The organism is Pseudarthrobacter phenanthrenivorans Sphe3 (genome assembly GCF_000189535.1).
Classification (GTDB): Bacteria; Actinomycetota; Actinomycetes; order Actinomycetales; family Micrococcaceae; genus Arthrobacter; species Arthrobacter phenanthrenivorans.
Genome location: NC_015145.1, coordinates 3,155,321 through 3,168,865 on the forward strand (window position 1 = coordinate 3,155,321; position 13,545 = coordinate 3,168,865).

Below are 13,545 nucleotides of genomic sequence, written 5' to 3' on the forward strand. Positions count from 1 at the left end.
ACAGCGGTAACGGCACCTTTGCGCCCTTTCCCACGTTGTCAGTCGTCCGCTTGCTTCAGCACGGGAACGGGCACGGGAACCGGGACCACCGGTTCCTGCCCGCCGTAGACGAACTTCAAGTGGAAGGCGTACCGGACGAAGAACGCCACACCGAGGGTTCCGGCCTGCGCCACCGGACTCGCGATGCGGAAGAACTCCACAAGGACCCACAGCAGGGGAATCCTGGCCACGGCCTCAAGGGTGTTGAAGCTGAACGAGTGGAAGAACCGCTGGATCAGCGGCCGCCCGCGTTCGGCCAGGTCGGCGAACGCGAGCTTCTCCTGCATGAGGAAATTGGTGATGATGGTGGTTTCCGCGGCGACGATGGCGGCCGTGATGTAGTTGGTGCCAACGGCGATCAGGGCCGTCATGATGAGGATGTTCAGCAGCGCACCGAACGCCCCCACCATGGCGAAACGGGAAATCCTGGCCCTCAAGAGGACCCGCGCCAGCCTGGTCATCGGCGCTCACCTGCCATGGACGACGGCGACGCGCTGCTGAGCACTTCCCGCACCTTCCAGTCCCCGAAAGCAGCCACGACGCGGGAGTTCTCCAACGCCCGCCCGGCGTTTTCCAGTTCGAGGTTCTTGATGTTCCGCGCTGTGGGCGGGCCTTCGATGATCCAGTCAATGCTTCGCCAGCCGGCAGGGTGGTGGACCTCGAAGTCGGAGTCCAGGTCCATTTTCTCCAGGGCCACCACTTTCCACGGGTCATGCCGTCCGTCCGCGTTCAGTTCGTGCCACATGGAGTAGGGCACCAGGAGAACCTCGTCCTGGGGCAGGTTGTCCTTGGACCACTGAAGGGCGTTGTTCCAGTCCTTGTTCTCGTTGCTGACCAGCAGTGTGCGGTCCATGGCCAGCCACGGCGGCAGCAGCACCACGCTCAGGCCGAGCACCATGGTGGTGCCGGTGATGCCGAGAGCCACCAGGCGGGAGCCAAGGGTTGTCCGCTTCAACGCCGCAGCATGCCTGCCGCGGTACGGAATGTAAGGGAAAAGGCGGGACACCGTGCGCCAGGTCAGGTCGGCGGTGACCGCGATGGCCAGCACCAGGAAGGGGATGGCGGCAATGATGTACATGGCCGGCAGGTAGCCATGCCCGATTACCACAGGTGCTGAAAACAGCAGGAGCCCGGCGGGGATCCAGCGGGTTTCGCGCCGGAGCAGGCAAACCAGTGCCCCTACGATGCCGCAGAGGATGACGAACTTGTCGTAGTACATCCACCCCATCACCAGCTCGTACCGCCCGGACGTGGGGTCCAGGAGGCTGCCCGAGCCCGGCCGGGAAACGAACTGGTAGGCGACGGCGTCCTGCAGTGACACGTGCCCCGGCCCGGATATCAGCTCTCCCCGCAGGATTGCCAGCAGCGGGAAGAAGCCCAGCACCAGCCCGCCAACGGACAGGAATCCCACCACCGAGAAGAACCGCGTCTTCCAGTACGGGCGGTGCACGAGTGCCAGCAGCAGGGCGGGGCCGAAGATGGCCAGCGTCTCCTTGGACAGCACGGCAACGGCGAAGCAGACGCCCGCGCCCACGTGCTGCCAGAGTTTCAGCTGGGGCGAGAGAATCAGGTAGAACGCCAGGAGCAGCCAGGGTACGCCGACGTTGTCAATGAACACCTGCCGGCCCAGCACCAGGGACAGGGGCGACATGCAGTAGAGCAGCGCCGCCAGCACGGCAAACGGCAGGGCCAGCTGCAGCCGGCGGGCCAGCAGGAACACCAGCACAGTGCTGGCGATGAAAAAGACAGCCACCACGTAACGCATCTGCCCCACGTAGGGTTCGTCACCCTGGCCCAGCAGTCCCGGGAGCCAGGACAGGGCACTCAGCTGCAGCCAGCCCACCGGCGGATGATCGTACCAGTAGGTGTAGGGGGCAAGGCTGCCGTTCAGCGCCGCCATGGCCTGGGCGGTGTAGGTGCCTTCGTCGTCCTGGTAAGCGGGGGCGTTGAGGATGTTCCAGCCGGATAGGGCCGCAGCCACCATGGCCACCAGGGCGCCGGCCTTCTGGTCCGGCACAAGGCTCCGGTAGAAGCTCCTGGCGCCAACAAGGAACCCCCTGGCGCGGGCCGGCAGGACAGGTGCTGCAAATGCTTTCCGGGTTGGTGCAAGGAGGGCGTTCATGGCCGTGCCGCCAGGTAGCCGAGGTGGGAACCCGCATGCATCGTCTTTTCCCACCTGAAGTCGCTTTGCCGGAATTTGATGAGGGCGCGGAGCGCGGAGAAGGCGAGGAGGATCTGGTAGAACGGCGTTCCCAGGACCAGCCGGACGTAGTCGTACAGCCGGATCTTGTAGCCGTGGTCCCGGCCGAACTCCCGCAGCATGCAGATGTCGAAGGCGACGGCGGCGACCGCCGGGACCAGGGGAACGAACGTCAGGAGGGTAACGGGGACCGGGAACTTGCCAAAGAGGGCGGTGAGGATGCAGAGCGGGATGCACAGGCCGGCAAACGCCATGAAGTGCTGCTGCATGAGGGTCCACCAGGCGATGCTGCGCTGCTTCAGGGTGGGCAGCGCCTGCCAGTCACGCTTGGCGAACACCTGCATGAACCCCAGCGACCAGCGGGTCCGCTGCTTGACCAGGGAGCGGATGGAGTCCGGAGTCTCTTCCTTGGTGACCAGGTGCGGCGAGTAGGCGATGACGATCTTCCGGTTCATCACCGAGAGCCGGACCCCAAGGTCGCAGTCTTCCGCGAGGCAGTTGTTGTCCCAGCCGTTGATGGAACTGAGGAGCTCGCGGCGGACGAATACGGTGTTGCCGCCCAGCGGGATAAACCCTTGTTTCGCGTATGCATGCAAGCGGGAGCGGAACCACATGAAGTATTCCAGGCAGTTCCGCAGCGAGTACCAGGTGTCCCGGTAGTTAACCAGTTGCACGGCCCCCTGCACCACGTCGGCATTCTTGGCCACGAAGCAGGTGTCCACGTGCAGGAGCAGGTCCGGAGCGGCAATCGATTCCGCGTCAAAGACCCCCACCACGTCGTTGCGGCACATGGCCAGTGCGGTGTTGAGCTGGCGTGGTTTGTTCTTCACCGCCCCCTCGTCAACGCTGACCCGCACCATCTCCGGCCGCTCCGCGGCCAGCTTCCGGGCCACCGCCACCGTTTCGGGGTCGTCATGGCCCACCGAGATCACCACTTCGACGTCGGGATGGTCCTGGTTGCACAGGTGGTCCAGCGTGCTGCGCATCACCATTTCACTTTCGTGCCGGCATGGCATGATCAGCGAAAAGGAGACCCCCGGCGCGGGAAGCAGGTCGGTGTAGGACGTGGCGGCCTGCGTCTTGGGATCCCACCAGGCATGGGTGGAGACATAGAGCGTGGACAGTGCGATCACGAAAAGCACCGCTGAAATGCCGATGATGAGTACGCCGGTGATGACGGTGAGGATGGTGGTGAGCATCTGAGGCCTGCTTCGTTAGCCGCGGAAACTGGGGTGCGGAACCGGTTTTTGGGTGGACTGAAGCGGAGCCGCTCGCGCGGCCCTGCTTCAGGAGGGGGGTAGGGGACTTCGTAAAGGGCTAGCGGTCGCCGGCCCCGCATGCCTTTCCGTCGCCGTTGGCGTCCAGCTTCTGGGGATCAGTTCCCGCCTGGCGAAGCGCCACTCCGTCCTCGAAGTACTGGCGGAGCTCGGTGCAGGACCACCGGTGCTCCATGGCGCTGGGATTGCCGCCGGCCGCCTTCATGTCCTGGACATGGCTGGCCAGGCTCGGCGGGACTGCCGGTACGCATTGGCCGTTCTCGCCGTATTCCAGCAGGCACCCGCCGTAGCCGGTGGCGCCGCTTTCGAGTACCTGCGAGGGAAGGACCTTTTCCCGCAGCTGGGGCAGCGGAGCCTGCCGCGCCGGATTGGCTGCACCCACCGGGTGCTCGCGTCCTGCCGCGTCCTGCAGCGAGGTCTGTGGCCGGTTTGCCGGATCTTCCTCATCGACCTGGCCGGGCTGGGCGTTCCCGTTGCGCTGGGCACTGGCGTTGGCATTGCCGCCGGCCGCCGGCTGTTCCGGCGCGGAAGGGGGTCCCTCCGGGCCGGGCCGCTGCATACTGGCCAATTCAGCAGCATGGCCAGTACGGCTGACGGCGGCGTCCGACGAGGAGACGGTGGCCGAGTGGTAGGACAGTGCCAGCAGGGCTGTCAGGCCCAGTGTGATCACGCTGTTGCGCGCCCACCGGACCGTCCTGCCATGCAGGGGACGGCGGGGTTCGGTCATGATATCCACACCCATTTCGCGATGCTCGGACGGTTGTCGGTGTCTAGGACTGTCAGCATGTAGGGACCGGGCGGCAGCAGGTTCGGGTTGCTGGGGATGGTGGCATTGACGTTGCCGCCGCTTGTGGTCATTGGCAGGTCCACTAGGCGGGCGTTGGTGTCCGTCTGGTGGGTGGCGGACATCGGGGACATCAGCTGGGCTGCCTTGATGGTGCCGGTGGTCTTCAGGCTGATCTGCTGTCCCCGGGTTGCCGTTGCTGGTGCTGCGGTGATGGTGGGCCGTGTTCCGTTGAACATGTACTTCGGCGAGTAGACGGAGATCCGCAGCTCGAACGAGTTGTCCAGGGGGTTTGAGCCCAGAACCGCCACCCTGCCGTCGGGCAGGAGGATCGAGGAGGAGTGGTAGTTGCGGCCTACCGGGTCCGCGCCGATGCTGAGCCAGCTGTTGGTGGCTGGCTGGTAGACGGCCGCCGTCAGGACATCGCCCGCACGGTTGTGCTGGGCTCCGTTCGCGGCGAGGACCGTACGGTCCGGAAGATTCAGGACGTTGACGTATGCCTTTCCGGGACCTGGAAGGTCGGGTCCCGGAACATAGGCCGGGTTGGGCTGCTTCAGGTCGATGATGTCCACCAGGTTGATGGCGGGCAGGTTGGTTTCGGTGTTGCCGCCGCCCACGATCATGACCTTCTGGTCCTGTGCCGGTCCCAGCAGGACGGATCCGGCCTGGTCCCGCATATCCTTTTGCCGCAGTCCGGGCACGTCCCAGATTTGGGCGGTCTGCCAGTTGTAGAGGGAGGCTCCGGTGCCGGGCAGTCCGTTGCCGAAGGTATGGCCGCCGGAGTAGAACATCCGCCCGTCATTGAGCAGGTACATGTGGGGGTAGGTGCCCCAGAAGCTCCAGGTCTGGGGCACGTTTCCTGAGGGGAGCCACTTCATGGTGGAGGTCTGGAACATCTCGGTGAGCACTGTTCCTTCAGCCTTTTCGTCAAGGCCGCCGGCCGCCCAAATGTCGCCGTTGCCGAGTTTGGTCAGCGTGGGGTACCAGTGCCCTCCGGCCATGTCGTTCACGGGGTGGAAGGTGTTGTCCTTCGGGTCGAAGTAGTAGCTCTTCTTCGAGCCCTTGAAGGTGGTGGGGCCGGCGCCCTCAGCTGGGAAGGCCAGCGTTCCGCCGCCCAGCAGGACTTTGCCGTCGGGCAGGGTGACATGGCCCGCGCAGAACATGTCGTACGGGACGGGAATGCTGGTGAAGGTGTTGGTGGCGGGGTTCCACACGGAAGCCTTGAACGTGCCGGCGTTGAAGGCCGCGCCGTCATTGCCTGAGCCGGCGATCAGCAGCAGCCGGCCGTCGCTGAGGAGGGTGGAGTGGATGGAACGCAGCGGCATGGGGGCGTTGAACACCTCCCAGGACCCGAGCTGCGCAGGCGTGCCGGAGGGCGGCGGCGGTGAGGCCACTTCCTTCAGTGAATAGTTCGTGGTTTTCAGGGTTCCGTTGGCGGAGACGGACATACCGAAGGAGATGGCATCAACTCCCGCGGGAATGGCAGGTGTTGTCACCGCTGACTGGGCCCAGGTGGAGGAGGCTGCGGGCTGGGCAAGGTCGGTCCAGTAGCCCCAGCCGGCGGCAGTGTGGGTGAACACGGTGATGGAGTTGCGCGGCGATGTGGATTTGTAGTCGATGGAGAGGTTGTATTTGCTGCCCGCCTTCACTGCCGGGGCGCATGCTGCCGTTTCGGAAGGCAGCAGCTTGGCGTCTCCGCTGACGTAGTTGCTGACGGTGATGGACCAGGAGCGGGACCCGGCCGGGGCAGTAGCGGGGATGTCGGTTGACAGCGCCTGCGACACAGTGCGGTTTCCCCAGCCGGTGGTGGTGAAACAGGTGGGAACCGGGCTTCCGGTGGCCAAGGTTCCGTTAACCACAAGTTCGCCGCCGGCAGGGGCTGGCGTCGGCGTAGTGGTCCCGGTGCTGGTGGCGAACAGCGAGTAGTCGTCGGTGGTGAGTTTTCCGTTCGCGGCAATCGAGAGGCCGAAAGCGATCTGGTCTGTTCCGGCTGGAACGGCAGGGGTGGCAACCTTCGCCTCGGTCCATCCCGCCGAAGCGGCCACCCGCCCCAGGTCGCCCCAGTACGTCCAGCCGCTGGCGGTGTGCCTGAAAGTGGTGATGGAAACCGGGACCGTGGACTGGTACCAGACCCCCAGATTGTAGACCTGCCCGGCTGTCACCTTGGGTGCGCAGGCAGCGGTTTCCGCCTGGAGGAGCTTGCGGTCGCCCGAGGTATAGCCGCTCACGGTGAGGGACAGCGCCCGCCCTCCCGTACGGCCAGGGGAGAAGCTCCAGGTTCCCGCCGTCCCCCAGCCTGAGGCCTGGAAGCAGTCCGGGAACGTAGCCCCCGCTTCGAGGGATGGGTTGTTGACCAGGTTGGGCCCGGTACTTTCAGCCGCGGAGGAAGGACCGGCAGCACTTGCCAGCGATCCCGCCACAAGGCAGGCCACGGCCAAGCGTGTGAATAGCACCCGAAGGCGCCGCCGTCGTCGATGCCGCCCGCTGGTGCCGCCGGTCAGGGACGCATGCTTTGAGTGCATGGAGGGGAAGGGGGAGAACGGCTGCACCTTGGAACCTGCCCTTGGGGTGGGTGTACTTCCGTCTTCTTGAAAGTAGGTTCCAAGCTAGGTGGGCCAGCGGCCCGTTCGGAGGTTTCACTCTCAGATATGCGGGATTTGCGCCCGGACAATGTGGAAAATGTGGTACCCCCAGACTTGCCCTGCCGACTGACCGGGGGTCAGGCCAGTGTCAGCCCCGGGCGTTTAATCGGGCCAGCAGCAGGGCCTCGGCGAGGATCGTTTTCGAAGTCCCCCAGATGGATCGACTCGTTGGCCCCATGCGCGCGCGAGTCCGGGTCCTCGGCCCCGGTGATGAGGATCTCCGCCTCCGGGTACAGCTTGTTCAGGATGTTGACCGCCGGTATGGAGCCGCCCACGCCCATGCACACAGCGGGCACGCCCCACGACTCGCCCATGGCGGACAGCATGGCCCGTGCGGCCGGGGAGGAGGCGTCCCCGGCAAAACCCTCGGTCCGTCCGCCGGGAGTAAACGTGACTTCCGCGCCAAAGGGAATGTGGGATTCCACATGCCGGCGCACAGCCTCCATCGCTGCAGCCGTATCAGTGCCCGGCGCCAGGCTCAGGCTGAACCTGGCCCGAGCTGCGGGCACCAGCGTATCGGAGGACATGGCCACGGACGGGACATCCACCCCGATGATGGCCAGGGCCGGCTTGCCCCACAGCCGCGAGGTTCCGGCAGCACGGCTACCCAACCCCGTGGCGCTGCAGCCACATCTCCAGCAGGGCGAACTGCCACAGGACGTTGCTGTTCACCGCTGTCCGCTGCATGTTGGGGTCGGCCAGCAGGGAGGCGATGTAGTCGGCGCGGAAGATCCCGCGCTGCTTGGCTTCGGGTGCGTGGAGCGCGTCGCTGACCATCGAGATGAAGGGTTCCTCGAGGTGCCGCAGGGCGGGGACCGGGAAGTATCCCTTGGGCCGGTCCACCACGGCGGTGGGCAGCATCTGCCGGCCCAGGTCCTTCAGGATGCCCTTCCCGCCCTGGGAGGCTTTCAGCTCGGGCGGGCAGGACGCGGCGAGCTCCACGAGTTCGTGGTCCAGGAACGGGACACGGGCTTCGAGGCCCCACGCCATGGACATGTTGTCCAGCCGCTTGACCGGATCGTCCACCATGAGCAGGTGGGTGTCCAAACGGAGCACGGCGTCCAGGGCGGTATCGGCTCCCGGGGCGTCCAGGTGGGAGGACAGGACCCGGCTGCTGACGTCGGAACCGGTGAACCATTCAGGCTCAAGGATTCCGACCAGCTCGTCGTGGCTGTGGTCCACAAAGGATGAGGTGAACGTTGGCAGGGCCTGCGAACGTTCCGCGCCGGCCAGCGGCTGGTGGTAACCGTAGCCGCCAAACACTTCGTCGGCGCCCTGCCCGCACTGCACCACCTTCAGGTGCTCGGTCACAGTCCTGGAGAGCAGGTGGAACGCCGTGACGTCATGGCTGGACATGGGTTCGGACATGGCCCCCACGGCGTCACCGATGGACGGCGCAAACTCCGCGGTACTGACATGCAGGCGCTCATGCCTGGTCCCGAACTCGCGGGCCACCAGGTCCGAGTACTCGAACTCGTTGCCCGAATCCCCGCCGGCGCCGTCAAAGCCGATGCTGAAGGTGGACAGCCCGTGCTGGCCTTCCTCCGCGAGCAGGGCAACCAGCAGGCTTGAATCCAGTCCCCCGGACAAAAGGACGCCCACCGGCACATCGGCAACCATCCGGCGTCGTACTGCCGTCCGCAGCGCCTCCCGCACCGCGTCCTGCCAGTCCAGGGCGGACCACCCGGCATGCTCGGCGCGGCGGGTGTAGGAGGGCTTCCAGTACTCACGGTCATGCCAGCTGCCGTCAGGGCTGACGGTCCGGATGGTGGCGGCCGGGACCTTCCGGATCCCGCGGAGGATGGTCCGCGGGGCCGGAACGATCGAGTGCCAGCTCAGGTAGTGGTGCAGGGCCACCTCGTCAACGGACGTGTCGATCCCGCCCGAGGCCACCAGCGCCGGCAGGGACGACGCGAAGCGCAGCCTTCCCGGGATCTCCGCAACGTACAGCGGTTTGATGCCCAGCCGGTCGCGGACCAGGAGGACCTCGCCGCGCCGGGCGTCAAACAGGGCGATGGCGAACATCCCCACCAGGTGGTGGACAAAGTCGTCACCCCATTTCCGGTAGGCCTTGAGGATCACTTCGGTGTCGCTGGTGGACCGGAAGGTGAAGTCCGGCTCCAGCTCGCGCCGCAGTTCCTTGTAGTTGTAGATGCACCCGTTGAAGGTGACGGCCAGTCCGCCCTCCTCGAGCATGGGCTGCGCTCCGGCGGAGGAGAGGTCGATGATGCTGAGCCGCTGGTGCCCCAGCGCCACCCAGCCCGCGTGCCAGGTCCCCCTCCCGTCGGGTCCCCGCGACGTCATTTCCCCCATCATTTCCAGAACCGCCTCCTGGGAGGCCGTTCTCCCGTTGAAGGCGATTTCGCCGGCTATTCCGCACATGGTGCTGTCCTCATTCCTGGCAACGGAAGGACGTGCGCGCACTGGTTCAGGCGGACCGGGTCCACCAGGTTTCCCTGCAGGTGGAAAATGGACCCTCGTTCGAAGCCCAGTCCCATCTTGTGCACACTGACCACGCAGATGTCGGCGCCGGGTAGGGCCCAGGTGGGCGTAAAGCCGTAGCGTCCCAGTTTCCGGTGTTCAGCCAGTGCCTCGAGCACCGGGGCTTCATTCTGGTCCATCTGGCCTCCTGTTTCCGATGTTCACAATTCCTGTTGGCTGCCGAGCAGAGACGCGTCGGCGGCGTCCCGCTGCAGGGTGGTGGGAAGGCTGCTGGTATGCACCGCGTCGGTGATCACACTGCTGAGGCCGCCCCCCTGGGCGAAAGCTGCGCGCTGCCGGTCGGCACCGGTTCCGCGGGCGAGGAGCTGGAACAGCAGGAATTCCACCGTGCTCAGCTCGCCCTGTTCCTTCAGCACCGGCTGGAGGTGGTCCAGCAGGGACATCACCACTTCGAAGGCGGGGCGGGGCCGGCAGGTCAGCGGATCCACCAGGTCACCGCCGATGCCGTAGCGGCCCGCTTGCCAGGAGGCCAGCCGGAGCTGCACGGTTGGGACGGCGACCGGCGGTGCGCCCGCCCGCCACTGCCGTGCCGCTGTTTCCGCCAGGCCGCGTACCAGGGCGGCAAGGAGGACGGCGTCGTCGGCGAAAAGGCAGACGTCCGCCACCCGGATCTCCACGGTTGGATGGTGGTGGCTGAGCCTGGCGTCCAGGTAGATCTGCGCCAGGTCCAGGGGCACTCCGGAATTGAGCATCTCCTGGATGTGCGTGTGGTAGCCGTGGGCTGAGCCGAAGATGTCGCTGGGTCCCGCGGTGGGCCACCTGTTCCATGCCTGCGAGCGGAAGCTCGCGTAGCCGGTGTCCACGCCGTTGCTGAAGGGGGAATTGGAGGTCAACGCCATCAGCACCGGGAGCCAGATGCGGATCCGGTCCAGGATGGCGACGCCTTCCTCGTCCGACTCCACCTCCACATGGACATGGCACCCGCAGGTCAATTGCTCGACGGCGGTGACGCCGAACTTCTGCATCATCTGCTCGATGCGGGTTCCGGGCGCGGCCGTGGACTGCACCGGGAAGGGTGACGTGGCAAGGGCCACGGACCGTGCTCCCACGGCCCGCGCGGCGGAATCCGCGCTTACCCGCCGCGCAATGATGTCCTGCGCCAGCTCCTCCAGGCTTATCCGGGGAAGGGTGCAGGCCTCGATCTGCTCCTGCTTCATTTCGCTGCTGAGGCCGTCGTCGTCACTCAGGCGGTCCAGCACCTCGCCCAGCGCCACCGCGTGTCCGCTGGCGTTGTCGACGATCAGGAACTCTTCTTCGACACCTACCCGGCGTATCATCGTGAACCCGCATGTTCCGGCGATTTCGCGCATCGGCCCCAGCGTGCATGCGGGAAACTGCTGTGGTGTTGGTTAGCCACGTTGCTCCTCGGTAAATCCGCGGGGCTTTGGCTTAACCTCGGTTACCCAAACATAGTAAGCATGCTTATTTCATGTTCGCAAGCAGAACTGCGGCGGGCAGCACGGAAAACGCCCCCTCCGGCCGGGGCGGGAGGAGGCGTTTCAGGTCGAATGGTGCTGTCAGAAGGCGCCGGGCCCAGCCTCAAGTTCCGTGGCGGGGACCGCGGAGGCAGCCATGGCTGGGGCGGCGGCGTGGGCGGGAGCGGCCGACGGCGGCGTGGCCTGCCACAGGCGGGTCAGCAGCTTGGCGCGGGCTGCTTCGACGAAGCCGCGGAAGAGCCCGAAGTCCTCCGGAAGTTCCTCAGGGTGCCACTGGATGCCCAGGGCAAAGGTGCTGCCGGGGTGCTCAATGGCCTCCACCACCTGGTCTTCGCTCCAGGCGGCAGCGATCAGGCCCTCCCCCAGCCTGTCCACGGCCTGGTGGTGGGACACGGGAACCGGTTCCGGGCTGGCTCCGATCAGCTGCTCCAGGCGCGAACCCTGGCGGACCTCCACCTGGATCTTGTTGAACTCGTACCCGCCCAGCTGGTAGTGGCCCGTGCCGACCACCTCGGGCAGGTGCTGGTGCAGGGTGCCGCCCAGGGTGACATTCAGGAGCTGTTCGCCCCGGCAGATGCACAGGAGCGGAACGTCCTGCCGGATCGCCTCACGGATGAGGGCCTGTTCCCAGGCGTCGCGTTCAGGGCGGGGCTTGTCCGTCTCGGGGTGGGCTTCCTGCCCGTACAGCGCGGGATCCACATCCCAGCCGCCGGGGATCACCAGCCCGTCCAGCCGGCTCACCAGGTGTTCGATGACTCCGGGGACCACGGGCTGCGGCGGAAGAAGCGTGGGAACGCCGCCCGCAGCGATGACGGGGGCCAGGTAGGTTTCGGGGAGGAACGCCGCGCTGACCGTACCGCAACCGTCCGTCCCTGCATGCTCCAGGTAGGTGGTGAGTCCAATGATGGGCTTCACGGCGGCGTCGGTGGTTTCCAAGGTGTCCCTCCAGCTGAATTTTTCCTGCACTTAAGGATATGAGACGGCAAGGGCCCAAATGTTTCGTCCACGTCAAAATCACGTATCTTGTTGGTCACCCTCCTGGCCGGCCGCGAAGTCCCCAAACTTTGACTGAACCTTGAGCCGATTCAGGTGCCTTTTTTGATATTGCCGCTGGATAGTTGCGGGTATCGGGAAACGGGCGGTGGCATAACAAGGCAAGCGAAACGGCCGGCAGGATCTTCGTTTCGAAGCCCCCCAATCCCCTGGCGGCGTTTTGAAGTGGGCGCCGCCAGGTACCTGCCATCCACCGGCCGTCTCCCGATGGCTGTTCGAACGGCGGGCGCGGCGTCCCCCTGCACAGGATGCCGCGCTCCCCCGAGCGTCCCGGCGTCGCCTTACCCCCCATGGCGGCGCCGGGACTCTTCTGCGTTAACGGAGCGAATGCCGGCGGCTGGCCGCTTTAGCCTGCCTTCCGGGGGCCGGGGCTGACGGCCGTGCCCAGGACGTGCGCGGCGGGCGGCGACAGTGCGTTGACGGCGAAATTGAAGCGCCGGCTCTTGACGGGCGCGAATCCCGCGTCCTCGATTGCCCGCACGGTGTCCCGGTTGGGGTGGCAGCCGCCGGCGAGCCGCTGCCACACGGGGGTCAGCAGGTCCTCCACCGCGGCAAAAAGCCGGTTGTCGGAGCGGACGTGTTCGTAGAAGGCGAGAATCCCACCCGGGCGCAGGACCCGCCGGATCTCGGCCAGGACGGGCGCCTGCTCGCCGACGCTGCACAGGACCAGGCTGGCTACCACGGCGTCTGCACTGCCGTCCGCCGCCGGAATATGTTCGCCGGGGGCGGCAACCACCGTCACCGGCACCGGTGCAGCGGCGGCTTTGGCCGCCGCTATGCTGCGGAGGTAGTCGTCCGGCTCAAGGGCCAGCACGTGGGTGACCGAGGGCGGGTAGTAGGTGAAGCTGGAGCCTTCGCCCGCACCGATTTCAACCACGGACCCGTGCAGGCCCGCGAGCAGTTCCCGCCGGTGCCCCGCTCCGCCGCGGCGGTCAATGCCCTCCACGGCCTGGGCAAAGGCGCGCGCGAAGCGGGGGTGCTGAAGCTCAGCAGGCCCGCGCTCCGGCAAGGAATCCCCCTGGTAGCCGTCGCCTGGCATGGCGCCCCCTCAGGCCCCCGGACCGATGCTGCCGTCAAGGCTGGCGAGGGCAGCGCGGAGGCGCGTGTCGGCGTCGTCCGCCACTTCCTTGACCGCGGGGTTGGCAGTGAGCTGCACCATGGTCTGCGGATCAATGGCCTCGACGGTGGTTTCGCCGGCCCCGGCGCCGCGGCGGACCACCACGTTGCACGGCAGCAGCGCGCCAAGGGCGGGCTCCGCGGCGAGGGCACGGCTCGCCAGTGCGGGATTGCAGGCGCCCAGGATCACGTAATCCCCAATGGAATCTGCAGCCTCAGCCCCCAGCTTGGCTTCGAACGTTGCGCGGACATTGATCTCGGAGAGGATGCCGAAGCCCTGCTCGGCCAGCGCGTCCCGGGTGCGCTGCAACGCTTCATCCCAGGCAAGCGGAACGGTTATGGTGTGCGTGTAGCTCATGGTGCCTCCTCAGGCGTCTGGTCCTGTCGGTGGTTACGTTTGCTATCGTATACCCCCGGGGGTATTACCGCCAGCGCCGACCTGGACCGGATGCTGCGAGGGCTGGACGCGGCCGCCAGCTAAATCGTCATGGCACCC

The 13,545-nt window shown here is 66.3% G+C and carries 12 protein-coding genes; all 12 read right to left on the minus strand.

The genetic code is table 11. The features are described 5' to 3' along the window. Positions 1–38: 38 nt before the first annotated feature. Positions 39–500, minus strand: coding sequence for a GtrA family protein (locus ASPHE3_RS14655; protein WP_013601972.1), 462 nt, complete (start codon positions 498–500; stop codon positions 39–41). Continuing rightward, entirely contained in the window at positions 497–2,161 is a 1,665-nt protein-coding gene (locus tag ASPHE3_RS14660) for a glycosyltransferase family 39 protein (protein ID WP_013601973.1), read from the minus strand. The genes ASPHE3_RS14655 and ASPHE3_RS14660 overlap by 4 nt, the downstream gene beginning before the upstream one ends. After that, a complete protein-coding gene (locus tag ASPHE3_RS14665; RefSeq protein ID WP_013601974.1) occupies positions 2,158–3,438 on the minus strand; it encodes a glycosyltransferase in 1,281 nt (426 codons plus the stop codon). The genes ASPHE3_RS14660 and ASPHE3_RS14665 overlap by 4 nt, the downstream gene beginning before the upstream one ends. Before the next feature lie 118 nt (positions 3,439–3,556). Next, complete coding sequence (locus tag ASPHE3_RS14670) at positions 3,557–4,258, minus strand: hypothetical protein (RefSeq protein ID WP_148258108.1); 702 nt, start codon at positions 4,256–4,258, stop codon at positions 3,557–3,559. After that, positions 4,240–6,753 carry a galactose oxidase early set domain-containing protein gene (locus ASPHE3_RS14675; RefSeq protein WP_254362883.1) on the minus strand — a complete coding sequence of 838 codons (2,514 nt, stop codon included), beginning with the start codon at positions 6,751–6,753 and terminating at the stop codon, positions 4,240–4,242. Before ASPHE3_RS14675 ends, ASPHE3_RS14670 begins: the two co-directional genes overlap by 19 nt. Positions 6,754–7,019: 266 nt before the next feature. After that, positions 7,020–7,553 carry a hypothetical protein gene (locus tag ASPHE3_RS14680; RefSeq protein WP_013601977.1) on the minus strand — a complete coding sequence of 178 codons (534 nt, stop codon included), beginning with the start codon at positions 7,551–7,553 and terminating at the stop codon, positions 7,020–7,022. Then, positions 7,546–9,324, minus strand: coding sequence for an N-acetylglutaminylglutamine amidotransferase (locus ASPHE3_RS14685; RefSeq protein ID WP_013601978.1), 1,779 nt, complete (start codon positions 9,322–9,324; stop codon positions 7,546–7,548). The genes ASPHE3_RS14680 and ASPHE3_RS14685 overlap by 8 nt, the downstream gene beginning before the upstream one ends. Further along, the gene (locus ASPHE3_RS22500; protein ID WP_013601979.1) at positions 9,312–9,563 is read right to left on the minus strand and encodes a hypothetical protein; all 252 of its coding nucleotides are present in this window, start codon (positions 9,561–9,563) and stop codon (positions 9,312–9,314) included. The genes ASPHE3_RS14685 and ASPHE3_RS22500 overlap by 13 nt, the downstream gene beginning before the upstream one ends. A 21-nt stretch (positions 9,564–9,584) precedes the next feature. Further along, on the minus strand, positions 9,585–10,754 hold the full coding sequence (locus ASPHE3_RS14695; protein WP_013601980.1) for a glutamate--cysteine ligase: 1,170 nt from the start codon (positions 10,752–10,754) through the stop codon (positions 9,585–9,587). Between the two features lie 207 nt (positions 10,755–10,961). Then, complete coding sequence (locus ASPHE3_RS14700) at positions 10,962–11,816, minus strand: gamma-glutamyl-gamma-aminobutyrate hydrolase family protein (protein WP_013601981.1); 855 nt, start codon at positions 11,814–11,816, stop codon at positions 10,962–10,964. Between the two features lie 463 nt (positions 11,817–12,279). Next, complete coding sequence (locus ASPHE3_RS14705) at positions 12,280–12,972, minus strand: class I SAM-dependent methyltransferase (RefSeq protein ID WP_013601982.1); 693 nt, start codon at positions 12,970–12,972, stop codon at positions 12,280–12,282. A gap of 9 nt (positions 12,973–12,981) precedes the next feature. After that, positions 12,982–13,407, minus strand: a complete 426-nt coding sequence (locus ASPHE3_RS14710) for a DUF302 domain-containing protein (protein ID WP_013601983.1) — start codon at positions 13,405–13,407, stop codon at positions 12,982–12,984. Positions 13,408–13,545: the final 138 nt, after the last annotated feature.